Below are 14341 nucleotides of genomic sequence, written 5' to 3'. Positions count from 1 at the left end.
CAAAGGTCGAGCGCGCCGCGCACGTCGGACCGCTGGGCGCCTATGTGAGGTGAGGCCAGGAGGTTGAGCGGCGTCGTGGAGCCGGTGAGGAGCGGCAGGTGCTCCCGCTCGACCGGGTCGAGGGCGAGGCCGGAGAGCCTCCCGTCCGCCAGTGCCCGCAGGCAGGCGGTGACGTCGAGGGTCTCCAACCGTCCTGCGCAGATCAGCAGAGGCCGCTGCGGCGCGGCGCAAGCGAGGAAGTCCTCGCCGATGAGCTGTTCGGTCGTGGGACGCAGCGGCAGAGCGATCACGTGTACCTGAGACTGTTCCATGAGGGTTGTCGCTGACAGCTCCCGCAGGCCGGGAGGGTTCGACGGCCACGCGGCGAAGGCCGTGCGGCCCACGAAGGGGGCGAGGGCACAGTCGGCTGCCAGCCCCACCGGGCCCGCGCCCCAGATGCCTGCGGCCAGGGTGCCGAGTGACGCACCCATGCACGCCCGCTTCTCGTGCTGTCCGAGCAGCAGCGCGTGATGCCCCAAGGGGATCCGCCGGGCCAGGGCGAGGGCAGAGGCCAGGACCCACTCGCCCACGGCGCCCGCGCCGGCCTCGGCGTTACGGTGCAGTGTGATGCCACGATCCCAAAGGGCATTCACGTCGATGTGGTCGATGCCGGAGCCGGTCCGTACGACGTGCTGCAGGTGAGGGAGCGCGTCCAGCTCCCTCTCGCCGACACGGACGCCGGAACGCAGGACGAGCACGGCCGTGGCGGCGGGCAGAGGCGAGTCCAGGTCTGGCAACTCGTGTACGACGACATCGGGCAGGGCGCGGCGGATCGCGCTCACGTCCGCCGCATCGCGTAGCACCAGGACAGCGCTCATCCGAGGAACTCCGGCTTCGTGTACCGGCCGAAGGCGAGATCGCCCTCGCCGACGATGACGGTCACGGGTGACGGCGCGCCGAAGTACGCGTCGCAGGCGCGCTTCACCCCCGGGAGCCCGTCCCAGGCCCGCGGGTTGACCGCCGTGTCCGCGTAGTCGTCGACGAGCAATACGCCGGTCGGCACCAGGCGGGTGACGCAGTGCGTGAGACCCGTGAGGGTCGAGTCGTAGAAGTCGCCGTCTAGGTAGGCGAACGCGATCTCGTCGGGCAGCTCCTTGGGAAGGGTCTCGTCGAACCACCCCGGATGGATGACCGGTGCCGACCTGCCCCAGGTTGCGTGCGTGGCGCGCACGTCCTCCGGGGACGACCGGAGTTCGCCCGCCGCCAGATGGTCCGAGTCCTCGACGCCGGGCGCGGGCATGCCCTGGAAGGAGTCATAGACGTGGATCTCGCGGTCGCGATCGCCCAGCGAGTTGAGCACGCTTCGGATCCAGAGGGCCATCGCGCCCCTGTAGCAGCCGAGTTCCACCACGGGGCCCGGCAGACCGTGGGCGGTCAGGTCAGCCAGCTCGTCGGCGATCACGCGGAGCCGGTCGGCACAGACCGTCCCGGCGTGCTCCCGCAGCAGCCACTCCCGCAGATCCTTCAGAATCGGATCCATGAAGGTCACCACCTGTCCACGAAGGGGTCGGCAAGCACCCCGTTCAATGCCGCCGACAACGGGCTGTTGATCCGGGGCAGCAGGTACACGTCGCCCAGACGATCCAGCGGAACCCACTCGAAGCCCACCTGGATGGGGTCCGGCGGTTCCGGCATGCGCGGCTCGGCGTCGTCCACCTGCTCGGCGAGGAAGTTGAACTGAACCTTCTGCACGTCTCCGAACTCGCCCTGCCACGACTCGGGGACGTACTCGACGACGCACAGCAGACGCCGGGCCACGACCTGGAGGCCGGTCTCCTGCGCGACCTTGCGGTTCACGGCCTGGCGCAGGTCCTCGCCGACCTGGGCCTTGCCGCCCGGGAGGTTGTAGTGGAACCCGGCCTCGTCGTCGTACGACAGCAACAGGACGGCGCCGTCGCGCACGATCGCCGCCTTCACGGAGACACTGATCCGAGGCAGTTCGGGTGTCAGAGGCACGACAGCGCCTCCGGTTCGCCGACGCGCATCAGGTCGCCGACCTCCGCGAGGGACCCCGCGACGGTGGAGCGGAAACTCCCTCCACGCCGGAACTGACGGGCGGCGGCGCGCATTCCCGCGAGGGCGGCACGGCTGAGCTGGTTCGCGTAGATGCAGAGGCGGAAGCCGGCGTCGCCGAGTTCGGCGGCGCTCAGGTCCGGGAACGCCGTGGGAACGCTGACCAGCGGCATGCCGTGGCTCCACGCACGTCCGATGGCCCGCGCCTGCTCACCGGTCGCGTCCTTGGAGTGGATGAGTACCGCATCCGCTCCGGCCTCGGCGTACGCCTCGGCCCGACCGATCGCCACGGCCAGGTCCTCACCGGCGATCAGGGCCTCGGTGCGGGCCACGACCACGAGGCTGTCACCGGCGACCTTCCGTATGCGCCCCACCTGCTCGCACAGCAGGTCCCGGTCGGCGAGGCTCTGTGCCCGGTGGGCCGCGAAGCTGTTGCACTTCGGGTACGCGCTGTCCTCGACGCACACCGCTGCGGCTCCGGCGCGCATCAGGTCGTACGCGAACCGCTCCGCCGTGCGCACTGAACCGCCCGCGTTGTCGATGTCCACGATGACGGGCAGTTCGGTGACACGGCCGAGCGAGGCGACCACGTCGGACAGGTCCCGGGGGCCCAGGACGTTGGCGTCCGGCAGCCCGGAGGCCGCGGACACCTCCAGACCGCTCACCCACAGGGCGTCGAAGCCCGCCTCCGCCGCGACGTGCGCGGCGAGCGCGTTCACCGCACCGATCGCCAGGAGCGGGTGCTTCCGCTCGCTGTCATCGAGGGCCTCGCGCAGACGCGTTGCCTTCGTGCTGTCAGCCATGGGTCTCTCCTCCTTCCGTGTGGGCGGCGATGGACGGCATCAGCTGCCGTTCGCGCAGTACGTCCCAGGCGGCGAGCAGTACCTCGGACCTGGGCCGGCGGGCGTCCAGGCGGACCACGTCGCCAAGGAGCGGGAACTCGTCGGGCTTCGTGACCACGGCCTCGTAGGTCTCGCGAACCCGGCTCTGGACGTCGTGCACGTCCCAGTCGGCCCGGACGGCGTCTCCTTGGCGGGCCTGCGCCCGGCTCATCGAGGCGTCGGTCTCCAGGTCCAGGACGAGCGTGAGATCGGGGGCCGCGGTGAGCTGCGCGGCCAGCGTCTCGTACGTCTCCGACGCCCTCATGCCGTGCTTCACTGTGAAGAAGGCCAGCTCGCTGAGGAGCCAGCGATCCGCGATCACGGGCCGGGCCGGCCGCTGGGGGAGCACGAGGCGATCCAGCGTGGCCCGCTTGTCCGCCGCGATCGCGGACAGGTAGGCGTCACGGTTCCCTGCGTTCGGCTGGTACTTGCCGGTGACGATGGCGGCGGCTTGGTCGGCGGCGAGGAAGTTGGTGGTGAGCACGCACAGCGCGGTGACTCCGTAGAGTCCCTCCCAGAGCCGGAACAGGCCCTTGCGCAGCGTCGTCTTGCCGGTGCCGTCGAGCCCCTCGATGACGATGAACGGATAGCGGTGGTTCATTCGACCTGCCCCGCCCCCGTGCCGCCGGCGTACTTGGTGAAGCGACCCCGCCAGCGGGCCGTGGTGGACACCAGGTCCACCAGGCGGAGCTCCGCCAACTCGTCGATGAGGCGGGGCAGCTCGGGCTCGCTGCAGATGCCGGCCTCGACGGCCCGGCAGTACGCCGCGCGGAGGGCCGGGTCGTCGTCGGCCGTACGCAGCGCCGCCTCCAGCACCCGCGTGGCCACGCCGTGGGCCACGACGCCCACTACGGTGCCCAGGGCCTGCTCATGGAGCGGGCTCGGGTGCGGCTCCAGCGTGATGTGGTGCACCCCGCGGTGGCGGATGACCGTGAAGAAGCCCACCCACCACGCGGCGGCGGCGCTGACGGCCGTCACGGCGTCGGACCAGGCCGCCCCGGCCTGCTCCGTGAGGAGGTTCTGGGCAGCGGTGTCGGCGGCGCGGTGAAGAGCCCCGCGCCGGTTCCGCGACTCCGCTCCGTGCCGCTGGGGCAGCTCCCACCAGAAGCCGAGCCCGGCGTCCTCCAGCAGCGCCATCGCGGACTCGTCGCCTGCCGGCAGCGGAGACGGGCGCTGGGCCAGCACGGAGACATCGGCACCCGGCACGTCGGGCAGCGCCTTCTCCTCGGCGACGGCAGCCCGCCATTCGTCGAGATGGAGATGGAGCCGCTGGGTCAGCAGCCCGTCCGCCAGCGTCTGCCAAGCATGGGCCAGCGGCGGCGAACCGGGTGGCCGGGGCGGCAGGGCCAAGGAGGTCACAGGTCGGATCCTCACGTCCGGGGAGTCGCGGCACGCGGCTCCGGTCGGTGGTGCTCCACCACGATGGCCGCCACGAAGGCCCACGCCTATGAGTGTTTATGAGCCCCACCAGCGGAACGTGTCCGGGTGGTCGCAGAGCGAGGGAGAATGCCGACCATGGTCGACAGCGGACAGCGGCGGTGTACGCGCTGCGGTGCCCTTCTCAGTCGCTTCAACGCCGGTACGCGATGCGCCTCGTGCCAGGACGGGCCGGCCGCCCGACGGGCCGACCCGGCCTTCTGGCGTGATCCGACGGTCCGGCGAGCCGTGGCCGCATGGGAACTCGGCACCGTCGTCAAGCTGTTCAGGAAGCACACGGGCCTCTCCCAGACCGGCGTGGCGCGGATGGTCAGCATCGACCAAGCCGAGGTCAGCAGACTGGAACGCGGGCTCAAACAGATCCGCGACCGAAGGCAGTTCGTCCAGTGGACCGATGCGCTGGGAGTCCCGGAGGAGCTGCTCGGGCTCCTGCCCACGGCCGATCCGCACACCCCAGACGCCACGGGCCGACCGGGAGCAGCGGACACCGGAGCCCGTGGGTACGAGGCGTTGCCCGAAGGGCCGGGCCAGCTTCTGTTACCCGCCGGCGGGTCCGTCTCGACGACGGCGCTCCCCGTACTGACCCTTCCCGCGGCCTCCTTCCTCGGAGACAGCCTGAGACTTGACTCCCGCCCGGAACTGGATGCCTGGCGCACCATGCCGATGCGCGCGCTTGTCGTCGCGAACCGCACGGTGGATGGGGCGGTCCGGCAGTTCGTCACCGACGCCCGACCGAGCGGCGTACGAGCCACCGCCTCCGACCCGGTCGACATCCCCGCCGCATACGAACTGGATGACCTGACTTACGGCATCCTGTGGGCCATGTCGGGATTCGAGGCTGCACTGCTCGGCGACGACCAGGCCCTGCACACCTCGCTGGCTTCGCTCACCCCTTCCCCAGGCTCGCCGCTCGCCTCCGACCACGGCCTGACCGAAGTCTCTCGGATGCTGATCGGCTCGGAGACCGCAGCCCGGTACATCCTGGGCCACCGTGACCACCTGGGCGACGCACCCGTCTTCTGGACCAGGGAACAGCGCGGTGAGGAGGCGGCCACGTGGCTGTTCTTCCGTCACAAGTACCACTACCTCGAACGAATGGCCCCGCGAGGTCCGGGCGGTGCCAGCGGCCGGGGGTTCTGCGTCCCCGAGACGGCGGTAGCCTCCTCGCCTGCGTACGAGCGCGTTCTGCTCTTCCTCGCCATCGCGCTCATGGAGTCTTTCGGCATCCGCACCTGGGTGACCGACGACGGAGGGTTCGCACACACCGACGGCTTCGCCCTCTCCCTAGGGCGACGAGCCGTCATCGCCTCTTGGGTACGGACCGAGGGGGCGTCCCACCTCGCGGTCACCGCGCGGCCGGGAGCCCTGCGCACGTTCGCCGACGTGACAGGCCACGTCAGCCACCACTCGGCCACAGCCGCCGAGCAAGCCGGACAGCGCCTCGCGGCGACGGCGGAGTACCTCGGGCTCGACGCCTCCTGGCTCGGCCGTCGATGCGCACAGCTGTCGACCGTCGGCACGGAGCGGCTCGCCCGGCCGCGCAGCAGGTTGCTCGGTATCGAAGGGCTGGAGGCCGCGTGCCGGTTCGTGGCCGAGCAACTGGTGATCATTCCGCGTACCCGGACGGCGCCGACCCGATAGCCTGCGTGAACCACTCGTGAGGCCGCGCTCGGCGGCGTCCGGACAGGGGAGCAGGGGATATGACGGAGTCGGTCAGGAACGTGGCGGTCTTCTCCCTCGGCGGCACGATCGCCATGACCACCGATCCCACCACCGGAGGCGTCGTACCCGCGCTCTCGGCCCACGAACTCCTCGCCGCGGTACCCGCCCTGGCCACGAGCGGCATCGGCCTGAAGGTACGGGATTTCCGACGCCTGCCCGGCGCCTCCCTGACCTTCGATGACCTCACCGCACTGTCGGCCGCGATCGCGGCCGAGCTTGCGGCTGGAGACGTCGACGGAGTCGTCATCACCCAGGGTACTGACACCATCGAGGAGACGGCGTTCCTCCTCGACCTCTACCACGGCCACGAGCAGCCGGTGGTCGTCACCGGCGCGATGCGCAACCCCACCCTTCCCGGCGCCGACGGACCGGCCAACCTCCACGCCGCCGTCCTGGCCGCCGCCGACCCCGGCCTCAGGGGCGCTGGCTGCCTCGTCGTACTCGGCGACGAGATCCACTCGGCCCGGACCGTCCGCAAGTCCCACACCACCAGCCCCGCCGCTTTCACCTCACCAGCGTGCGGCCCGATCGCCCGGGTCGCGGAGAACCGGGTGCGGATGGTCGGCGGCCTGCCGTCCCGCGGGCCGCTGGTCGGCGCCCCCGACCGTGAGGCGCGTGTCGGGCTCTACGTCGTCACCCTTGGCGACGACGGTGCACTGCTCGACCTGTGGGACGGCAACTGTGACGGACTCGTGGTCGCGGCCTTCGGCGTCGGCCACGTCCCGGAGCGTCTGGTCGAAGGGCTCACCAAGCTTGCGTCCCGCATCCCCGTGGTCCTCGCCTCCCGCATCGGCAACGGCCCCGTCCTGTCCGACACGTACGGCTTCCCCGGCTCCGAGAAGGACCTCCTCGGACGAGGACTCATCGGCGCTGGCGACCTCGGCCCGTACCAGGCGCGGCTCCTGCTGCAGGCCCTGCTCGCCCAGGGCGCCGACGGGGCGGCGGTCCGAGAGACCTTCACGACCGCCTTCGCCCGCTGACCCCACCTCTTCAGGAGACACCCGCACATGCGTGCTCACGAGCTGACCGTCGGCCGTACCTTCGGCGTCACCTTCGACCACGGGGAGGACTTCTTCGATGCGCTGTCCACCTTCTGCCGGGACAACGGAGTACGGCAGGGCTACATCCCCTCGTTCATCGGGGCCTTCGCGGAGGCCGAGATCGTGGGTGCCTGCGCGAAGCTCGCCGACCCGGACGCACCGGTCTGGGCGAAGACGTACGTCACCAACGTCGAGGCGTTCGGCGCCGGCACCCTCGCTCACGACCCGGCCACCGGCGGGATACTCCCGCACATCCACGTCTCCGCCGGCCTGAAGGCCCAGTCGGCCGACGGCAGGACGAGCCACCTCCTCAGCGCCAAGGTCCAGTTCCTCAGCGAACTGCTGATCGTGGAGGTCACGTCGCCCACGATGACCCGGCCCCGGAACCCCGACCTTTACGACGTGCCGCTGCTCACGTTCGGCTGACCGGCAGGAGCCGCCGGAGCCAGTGGTGGGTGGGCGCGATCACCTTGATCGCGTCCGTCAGCCAGGCGCGTGCCGGAGCGTCGAGCCGCGGCAGTACCGCTTCGAAGTCGGTCTCGTCCTTGTCCCGGGTCGCCTTCGCCTTGTAGAAGAGCTGCACCTCGGGCGCGAGATAGGGGATGCCCGTCTCGCTCGTCCTCCCGAGCCGGTCGATCGGGAGCCGGATCTCCGGGGTGCGCCGCGAGACCCACTGAGTGCCCTCGGCCTCGTCCAGCATGAGCTGCACGGACCAGGGCGCCTCCGGCTTTCGTCGGCACCAGATGTCGTGGAGCGGTGGCCGTAGGACCTCTCCAGGACGCCACGGTCGCAACTTCCCCTGGCCGGGCGGGTCCGCCACGTACAGGTCCCAGTCGGCCAGGAGATCCCGTACGCGGGCCTGGTCACGCCGGAGGACGAGGACGTCGAGGTCGCCGTGTGCGCGCAGCTCGAGGCCGACCGCGAGTTCGATCGCGTAGCCACCGGCGATCCACCACGGGAAGTCCGCCTTGGCGAAGACCGCGGCCACATCCTCGGGTCGATCCGGCACCCAGCGTCCCAACACGTCAGCACTCACCCACCCATACTCCCAGTGACCATACGGGCAGAGGCGAAAGCCGGCGGCGGGTCGGCGGTCTCGCTGTAGCGCCCTGTCGCCCGCTCGTACCCCCTGCGCTCATAAACGCCTATGAGCATCAGGGACGCCGGCAGCCATCGTTGAGTGCGTGACTCGCGACCGGCCTCGTGGCTGGTGCTGGAGCCACGACCCTTCCGGGGCCGCGTGCCCGAAGCAAATTGCTTCCTGCGGCCGGTATGCCTCTTAGCGGCGTACCGGCCGCAATTCCGCGACCACGTCGCAGCCCGGGAGAAGGCCATCGCTGTCACCCTCAGGAGGTCCGTCGCCCGATGATCAGCGCGCCATCCGCCGCTCTCGGCCTCGTGTACCGCTGGACCGACCACACCATCAACCCTACGGGCGAAGCCCGTGTCGTTCTGCGACGTCTTCTGAAGGATCTGGGCCTGCCCGGCGACATCGTCAGCGACGGAGTGCTGGCGGTCTCCGAGCTCGTGGCGAACGCGCACGAGCACGCGTGCGGTCCGTACGAGATGCACTTTCGCTCCGCCGCGGGCCGGTACATCTGCGAGATCCATGACGGGGACGCGCTCATCCCCGGAGATCTCTACCTCTCCGTCGTGCCCTCGTGGAACGTCGACACGGGGGAGGAAGCGGTCGACCCGCTCGCCGAGCGCGGACGGGGCTTGCGCATCGTGAACGAGTTAACCCGGGGACAATGGGGGTTCCATGTCACAGACAGTGGCACCAAGGCCGCCTGGGCCGTGCTGGGCACTGTCGCCGTGGTGTCGCCCGGCGGGCGCAGCACGGACAGCCCTTCGTCGCCCGGCTGCGAGCAGAGCTGAGCGTTCGGAGGGCTTGACAGCACATGGCTGTGAACGCCAAGGCGCCGTGGTCGCTACCTCTCGGGCCGCTCGTCGTCGAACTGCTTCAACTCGGCTCGAAGGCGTTCAGCCTCGGCCTCAGCCTGTCTGAGCTGACCTTTCAGAGCGGATCGCGGAGGCTTGGTGGCGACGCTCACAGCTGGCGTCGGAACCTGTCGTCGGGGTACAAGCCAGCCGATCCTGTCGTAGGCCAGGATCTGCCGCGCTCCAGGGCACGTGGAGCAGGCTTGCGCGGTTTGCGGTCTCGGCCATCCGTCCGCGAGCATTCGCCTGTAGTGTTCTCGATCCTGGTCGGACTGGAAATCTGGGTCGGCGAGCCAGGCCCGCTCGAAAACAGCGGTCATCTCTTGAACCCTCTCCACGGGCGCCCGTCGAGGCCCCGAGGCAGGTAACCAGTCGACGTCCGGGGCGACGGCCCAGGAGGTGTGGCCACAGGCCAGGGTCACGGTCCAGAACGCTGAGGTGTGCGGTTCGTCGTGGCGGATCACCGACCAGGTCTTCGGGTCGATGCCCTCAGGTGGCTCAACAGGATCTGCGGCAAAGCGTACTTCTTCCCGCTCTCCCCAGCTGATGATGTCGTGATAGGGAGCCGGGGCTGAGTCTTCGTGGCAGCAGAGTACTTGCCCCGTTGGTAGCTTCGACCTGTGGACGGGCTCATCCCAATCCACCTCATGCGGCGCGACGGAGTCTCCGCGAGTCATCACCTCGGTAACGCAGCCGCAGTCGAGCTGAACACGCCATCGGAACGCTTTCGTCAGATCCGGTAGCAGGAACACCCACAGCACTCTTGGGATGCGCTCGCGCATCTCGGCGACTTCCGCTTCACACTCACGCAAGATCTCCCGACGTGGGCGAGGGGCGCCTGGCAGCCGCTTGAGCAGGGGAGCATTGACCGGACCGTCCGGTAGGCGGAGAGGTCGGTTGTCGGTAGCGCCAGCCATGCTGTCTTCCTCGTTGCTCAGCGGGTGATACCGGACAGGACTCCGACGAGTTGGCGTCGTGAGTTGACCGGCAGTCGACGCTACAGACGAAGGCCCTGTGGCGCTGTCGGCGTTGGATCGGTTCACTCCATGGAGTAGCTGCCGTTGCCGGAGCAATCGTTCGGCTTACCTCCACCCGTAGTTGTGTGACTCCGGGCCGTAGGGACTCCAGCCGTTCAGGTAGGGCTTCAGCTCCTCAAGCTTGGGTGCTGGCACCGACGGCATGGTCGGGAGCGACTTCAGCGGGTCGATGGCGTCGGCGTACCGTAGGGCCCAGGACAACCACTCCTGAGCTGAGGCGATGGCCGCACCGTCACCGGTTGACGAGGCGAGGCTCTCTTCCAGCGCCGCACAATAGGCACGCAGCGCGCTTGACTCCTCCCAACTCTTGGCCTGTCGGAGGAGGATGGCGGCCAGCTCCGTCTGGACCGCCTGCTTCTTCGCGGCTTCCATGGCTTCCTGCCACCGGACCAGTCGGTCGGCTTTGGCTCGCTCCTCGTCCACCTGCTTCTTGGCATCGTCAACGGCACGGCTCTCGACCTCGTGAAGTATTAAGCCAAGGACGTCTTCCAAGGTCCACCGTTTCCGGTCGCCCCACTGCCGCCGACGGGTGATGTGGTGATACCCGAGCTCGATGCTCAGCTTCTGTGACCGCTCAGGGTCGGTCGATTGAGGGAACTCCTGCTGGATGGTCACCGTGTACGTGAACCCGCCAACAACGAGATCGACCTCTCCCTCCCGCCTAGCATGACTGGGCGGGAAGAACCGGCCCTCGTAGGAGTAGCCACGCGGGCGTCGGCGCTTCGTACCTCCGTGCTCCCGCACCTCATGCCCTCGGCGGACTGCTTCAGCAACCAGAGCTTGCAGAAGCCGTAGCGCTCGATGACGCAACTGTGGTGGCATCGCGAGCTGAGTCGCGTCTTCCTTCAGGGCAACCACAACGGGATGTCGCGCACGCAGCTTTTCCGGCACGGGCACGGGAGGCACCTCATCGTGTGGCTGCCGACGTGCGTTCGGGTGGACACCATCGACCAACGAGATGTGCAGGCCATTGTCGTACACGCCCGACTTCTCGATGCGTTTACCAGCCGGGACCAGGCTGTGTCGCTTGGCGTAGTCGATGACGCGTCGCCACTCAGTCATCTCTGCTTCGTCGGCTTGCCGAACGCTTACAGACCGTTCCGTGACAAGGCGCTCGACGAGTTCGAGCGCCTTCGCGCGTCGAGCGCGCGCGATTGGGCGTTCGCAGTAAGGCATGGGCACCCTCTTGGGCCGGGCCTCGGCCTGGGCGGCCTTCCGCTTGGTCTCCGCGTCTGACATGTCCTTGTTCCCGCGCGCCCGGCGGTGGGCCCGAGACTGAGGAGCGACTGCTGGCACCGAACCCTGGTACGCGGGGTGGTCCGGGTGGTGACCGTGCTCGACATAGAACTCGCCGGCGGCCGTCACTTCCGTCGCCAGAACACCACGGCTACGCCGTATGACCAGCAGGCCCCGATCGCGGAGGGCATAGGCGGAACGCCGTTCGCCAGAATCTGCGCCGAGCTGCTCACCTCCGTAGAGGCGTTCGAGGAGTCGGTGTTGTCGATCGTTGAGGGGTGACCAACGGTGCATTCGACAAGCACACACAGACATCTGCGGATGTGCAATGGTCCGGCCACGCGACAGTGCGTCACCTGCCGACCGCAGCGTCCTCAGGACTCGTTGGTGTAGAGGGCGGCGACGGCTACCAAGAGACGGGTAGTGAACGTAGCCCTCGCATCAGACGCGTATGACGCCACTCCAACTGCTCGGCCGGAATACCAAGGCGCAGTCGCGGGAAACGGCTGAGGAGGGTCCCGAGAGCGATTTCGCCTTCCGCTCGAGCCAATGGAGCTCCGATACAACGGTGGATGCCGTGGCCAAAGGCGAGATGACCAGCGGTGTCACGGTCCGGGTCGAGGCGGTCAGGATCGGGGAAACGGGCCGGGTCGCGATCGGCTGCTCCGGGAGCGATAAGCACGGGAGCGCCCTGCGGAATTGTTGTCCCGCCAAGAGCGAGGGCCTCGGCGCTGTACCGGAAGGTCGCTATCCCCACGGGGGAGTCGAACCGCAGCAACTCGTCGAGCATGGAGCCGATCAGCGTCGGGGCGTCGCGGAGGCGGGACAGTGTGTCGGGCGTCTGCAGCAGAGCCAGAGCCGCGTTTCCGATGAAATTGGTGGTGGTCTTGTGTCCTGCCACCAGCAACAGCACGGCGAGTGAGATCAGTTCGTCCTCGCTGAGTCTGTCCTCACCGTCGCGGACTGCGATGAGGTCGTGCAGCAGGCTGTCGTCCGGTGAATAGTGCTTGGTGCCGACCAGCACCCCCATGTATTCGGCGACCGCGTGTGAGGCAGCGTCGATGCGGTCCGGCTGGCCGGCGGCGAAGAGGTCGTTCGACCAGCGGCGGACTTCTGCGCGATCGGTTTCTGGTACACCGAGCATCTCGCAGATGACGGTTACCGGGAGCGGGATGGCGAGGTCCTCTACCAGGTCGGCTTGTCCGGCTCCTCTACCACGGGGACTTCGACTGGCCGGGAATCGACATGACCAATCAGCTCATCGGCCGTTACGGAGCCGAGCCCTGGAAGATGAGCGCTGAGGATTACCTAGACGGGCTCCGGACCGAAGACGACCACGTTGCCTTGTCCGGGAAGGCCCGTAGCACTTCATGGGACCCGCGTTTGCGCAATGCGATGCAGGAGTATCAGGCGGCTGTCTACGAGGAAGGCGTCGCTGACGCCCTCCTGGCGGATTGGGGTGACCAACTCTGATCATGGGCGGGTGATGACCTGCTGAGCAGGCAGGCGACAGCCGCTGGGGCGGGATGCCCCATGGTAGAGCGGCAGAGACGATAGAACCCTGCATGCCCCGTACAGCGAGCGACTAGGCTTGATCGGCGCCCACGAATCTGGACCGGATGGCGCAGGGGTACGTGTAAGGAGTGCTGAGCAGCAGATGACGGGGACGCCCGAGCGGATCGGCCGGTACACCGTGGCCAAGGAGCTGGGCTCGGGGGGAATGGGCGAGGTCTACCTCGCCTACACCCCCGGTGGCGATCCGGTCGCGGTGAAGCGGATCCGGAGCGACAAGCTGGATCCCCTTATGCGGGCGCGGTTCGAGAAGGAAGCCCTGATCGCGCGGACCGTGATCGGTACGAACCGGGTGGCGCGGTTCCTGGACGCCGACCCGTTTGCCGACCGGCCGTGGCTGGCCATGGAGTACGTGGCCGGGCGCACGCTTCTTGCGTGTGTCGACGAGGAGGGTGTCCTTCCCACGGCGCTGGTCGCCAGCCTTGGTGCGCTGCTTGCCGAGGGGCTGAGTGCTGTCCATTCAGCTGGACTGCTGCACCGGGATCTGAAGCCCCAGAACGTTGTCATGGGCAAGGACGGTCCCGTGATCATCGACTTCGGGCTCGGCGCGTTCATGGACGCCGCGACGGAGTCGCTGTCGCACAGCGGCATGATCATCGGGACCGTGCGCTGTATGCCGCCGGAGCAGGCGAGCGGGCAGCCGAAGGTGACGCCTGCCGCGGACGTATACGCGCTGGGCACGGTGCTGTTGTACGCGGCGGCGCGGCACTATCCGTACGACGGTGCGGCGTGGGAAGCCGTCGCCGTGCAGGTGGCGAATCCTGCCATCGGGCCGGATCTGAGTGGCGTACCGGACGCGATCAAGCCGTTGATCGCGTCGATGCTGGCCCATGCCCCAGAGGAGCGGCCGACGCTCGGGGCCGTGGCCGACGGGTGCGCGCAGCTATTGAAGTCAGCCGGGCTGCCCCCGGCTGAGGCGCGGCTTCAGCTGATCGCGCGTACGACCGCGGGTGGCACCCCTGATGCGGCCAAGGAGCCGTTGTCACCGTCGTTCGAAAAGCTGCTTGAGGCACAGGGCAAGATCGTCGAGATCTCTGGTCCCGATTCGCCCCTCGACGGTCTGAGGACGGATGCAAAAGCGGATGACGATGCTGCCGAGGCGGACGCCGAGGAAAGCGTCACGCCAAGGGAGCCCGCCAGGCCGGTTTCGGATACACCTGCGGAGCCGAAGGTCCGGTCCAAGGCCGGGAGGTCGCCCGCCTCGAAACGGGTTGCGGACGAGCTGCGGACGGAGTACGCGGTTAATACCGCACTGTGACGGTCGAACCGTCCGTGGCTGGTGAGAAGCTTGGCGGGCACGCGTGTGGAGTGGCCTGGGGCTGCCCATACGTCGTGTGACCGGTGAACCGCGTGGGGTGCGCCGTAGGTGTGAGGGATCGGAGCGAGTGTGGGCGTCGAGGCGGGGGCTGTGAGCGGTCGGAGC

At 68.7% G+C, this 14341-nt stretch carries 15 protein-coding genes and 2 pseudogenes; 7 read left to right on the top strand and 10 right to left on the bottom strand.

The window, feature by feature from the left end; translation table 11 throughout:
* Positions 1-98: 98 nt before the first annotated feature.
* The 6 genes and pseudogenes from ACTWOL_RS03195 to ACTWOL_RS03170 form a co-directional block, all read right to left on the bottom strand.
* Positions 99-857, bottom strand: a pseudogene (locus ACTWOL_RS03195) (NAD(P)-dependent oxidoreductase); the annotation flags it as partial.
* On the bottom strand, positions 854-1519 hold the full coding sequence (locus ACTWOL_RS03190) for a TylF/MycF/NovP-related O-methyltransferase (RefSeq protein ID WP_474294075.1): 666 nt from the start codon (positions 1517-1519) through the stop codon (positions 854-856). The gene ACTWOL_RS03190 and the pseudogene ACTWOL_RS03195, both read right to left, overlap by 4 nt.
* Positions 1520-1524: 5 nt before the next feature.
* Positions 1525-1995 (bottom strand): NUDIX domain-containing protein, encoded by a 471-nt coding sequence (locus ACTWOL_RS03185; protein WP_474294073.1) that lies wholly within the window; start codon positions 1993-1995, stop codon positions 1525-1527.
* Positions 1986-2855 carry an isocitrate lyase/phosphoenolpyruvate mutase family protein gene (locus ACTWOL_RS03180; protein ID WP_474294071.1) on the bottom strand — a complete coding sequence of 290 codons (870 nt, stop codon included), beginning with the start codon at positions 2853-2855 and terminating at the stop codon, positions 1986-1988. The genes ACTWOL_RS03185 and ACTWOL_RS03180 overlap by 10 nt, the downstream gene beginning before the upstream one ends.
* On the bottom strand, positions 2848-3534 hold the full coding sequence (locus tag ACTWOL_RS03175) for a dTMP kinase (RefSeq protein ID WP_474294069.1): 687 nt from the start codon (positions 3532-3534) through the stop codon (positions 2848-2850). The genes ACTWOL_RS03180 and ACTWOL_RS03175 overlap by 8 nt, the downstream gene beginning before the upstream one ends.
* A complete protein-coding gene (locus ACTWOL_RS03170; protein WP_474294067.1) occupies positions 3531-4292 on the bottom strand; it encodes a hypothetical protein in 762 nt (253 codons plus the stop codon). The genes ACTWOL_RS03175 and ACTWOL_RS03170 overlap by 4 nt, the downstream gene beginning before the upstream one ends.
* Positions 4293-4598: 306 nt before the next feature.
* On the opposite strand from ACTWOL_RS03170, the gene ACTWOL_RS03165 reads away from it, so the two are divergent.
* The 3 genes from ACTWOL_RS03165 to ACTWOL_RS03155 are packed head-to-tail and all read left to right on the top strand — an operon-like array spanning position 4599 to position 7558.
* The gene (locus ACTWOL_RS03165; protein WP_474294065.1) at positions 4599-6011 is read left to right on the top strand and encodes a helix-turn-helix domain-containing protein; all 1413 of its coding nucleotides are present in this window, start codon (positions 4599-4601) and stop codon (positions 6009-6011) included.
* A gap of 59 nt (positions 6012-6070) precedes the next feature.
* Entirely contained in the window at positions 6071-7072 is a 1002-nt protein-coding gene (locus ACTWOL_RS03160) for an asparaginase (RefSeq protein WP_474294063.1), read from the top strand.
* 27 nt (positions 7073-7099) lie between these two features.
* Positions 7100-7558, top strand: coding sequence for a PPC domain-containing DNA-binding protein (locus tag ACTWOL_RS03155; RefSeq protein ID WP_474294061.1), 459 nt, complete (start codon positions 7100-7102; stop codon positions 7556-7558).
* Here the strand turns inward: ACTWOL_RS03155 and ACTWOL_RS03150 are convergent.
* The gene (locus tag ACTWOL_RS03150; protein WP_474294059.1) at positions 7545-8168 is read right to left on the bottom strand and encodes a nucleotidyltransferase domain-containing protein; all 624 of its coding nucleotides are present in this window, start codon (positions 8166-8168) and stop codon (positions 7545-7547) included. The genes ACTWOL_RS03155 and ACTWOL_RS03150 overlap by 14 nt on opposite strands.
* Positions 8169-8497: 329 nt before the next feature.
* On the opposite strand from ACTWOL_RS03150, the gene ACTWOL_RS03145 reads away from it, so the two are divergent.
* Positions 8498-9010, top strand: coding sequence for an ATP-binding protein (locus ACTWOL_RS03145; RefSeq protein ID WP_474294058.1), 513 nt, complete (start codon positions 8498-8500; stop codon positions 9008-9010).
* A gap of 53 nt (positions 9011-9063) precedes the next feature.
* Here the strand turns inward: ACTWOL_RS03145 and ACTWOL_RS03140 are convergent, their stop codons facing one another.
* Complete coding sequence (locus tag ACTWOL_RS03140; protein ID WP_474294056.1) at positions 9064-9855, bottom strand: hypothetical protein; 792 nt, start codon at positions 9853-9855, stop codon at positions 9064-9066.
* 300 nt (positions 9856-10155) lie between these two features.
* The gene (locus ACTWOL_RS03135; protein WP_474294054.1) at positions 10156-11349 is read right to left on the bottom strand and encodes a hypothetical protein; all 1194 of its coding nucleotides are present in this window, start codon (positions 11347-11349) and stop codon (positions 10156-10158) included.
* A gap of 93 nt (positions 11350-11442) precedes the next feature.
* Here ACTWOL_RS03135 and ACTWOL_RS03130 point away from each other — a divergent pair, with 93 nt between their 5' ends.
* Complete coding sequence (locus ACTWOL_RS03130; protein WP_474294052.1) at positions 11443-11628, top strand: hypothetical protein; 186 nt, start codon at positions 11443-11445, stop codon at positions 11626-11628.
* 124 nt (positions 11629-11752) lie between these two features.
* On the opposite strand, the gene ACTWOL_RS03125 is transcribed toward ACTWOL_RS03130, so the two are convergent.
* Positions 11753-12490, bottom strand: a complete 738-nt coding sequence (locus ACTWOL_RS03125) for a cytochrome P450 (protein ID WP_474294050.1) — start codon at positions 12488-12490, stop codon at positions 11753-11755.
* A gap of 68 nt (positions 12491-12558) precedes the next feature.
* On the opposite strand from ACTWOL_RS03125, the pseudogene ACTWOL_RS03120 reads away from it, so the two are divergent.
* Both ACTWOL_RS03120 and ACTWOL_RS03115 read left to right on the top strand, forming a co-directional pair.
* Positions 12559-12819 (top strand): annotated as a pseudogene (locus ACTWOL_RS03120) (DUF2399 domain-containing protein); the annotation flags it as partial.
* Between the two features lie 118 nt (positions 12820-12937).
* Positions 12938-14176, top strand: a complete 1239-nt coding sequence (locus ACTWOL_RS03115; protein ID WP_474294048.1) for a serine/threonine-protein kinase — start codon at positions 12938-12940, stop codon at positions 14174-14176.
* Positions 14177-14341 lie beyond the last annotated feature (165 nt).

It is taken from the genome of Micromonospora sp. IBHARD003, assembly GCF_056106285.1.
The sequence above is the reverse complement of the archived record's forward strand: the minus strand, read 5'-3'. Positions and strand labels throughout refer to the sequence as shown.

What these genes read in the sequence shown, in the direction of transcription:
- ACTWOL_RS03135 (WP_474294054.1), bottom strand. Translation starts at nt 11,349, where the DNA reads ATGTCAGACGCGGAGACCAAGCGGAAGGCCGCCCAGGCCGAGGCCCGG.
- ACTWOL_RS03155 (WP_474294061.1), top strand. Translation starts at nt 7,100, where the DNA reads ATGCGTGCTCACGAGCTGACCGTCGGCCGTACCTTCGGCGTCACCTTC.
- ACTWOL_RS03160 (WP_474294063.1), top strand. Translation starts at nt 6,071, where the DNA reads ATGACGGAGTCGGTCAGGAACGTGGCGGTCTTCTCCCTCGGCGGCACG.
- ACTWOL_RS03145 (WP_474294058.1), top strand. Translation starts at nt 8,498, where the DNA reads ATGATCAGCGCGCCATCCGCCGCTCTCGGCCTCGTGTACCGCTGGACC.
- ACTWOL_RS03180 (WP_474294071.1), bottom strand. Translation starts at nt 2,855, where the DNA reads ATGGCTGACAGCACGAAGGCAACGCGTCTGCGCGAGGCCCTCGATGAC.
- ACTWOL_RS03125 (WP_474294050.1), bottom strand. Translation starts at nt 12,490, where the DNA reads ATGCTCGGTGTACCAGAAACCGATCGCGCAGAAGTCCGCCGCTGGTCG.
- ACTWOL_RS03140 (WP_474294056.1), bottom strand. Translation starts at nt 9,855, where the DNA reads ATGCGCGAGCGCATCCCAAGAGTGCTGTGGGTGTTCCTGCTACCGGAT.
- ACTWOL_RS03175 (WP_474294069.1), bottom strand. Translation starts at nt 3,534, where the DNA reads ATGAACCACCGCTATCCGTTCATCGTCATCGAGGGGCTCGACGGCACC.
- ACTWOL_RS03190 (WP_474294075.1), bottom strand. Translation starts at nt 1,519, where the DNA reads ATGGATCCGATTCTGAAGGATCTGCGGGAGTGGCTGCTGCGGGAGCAC.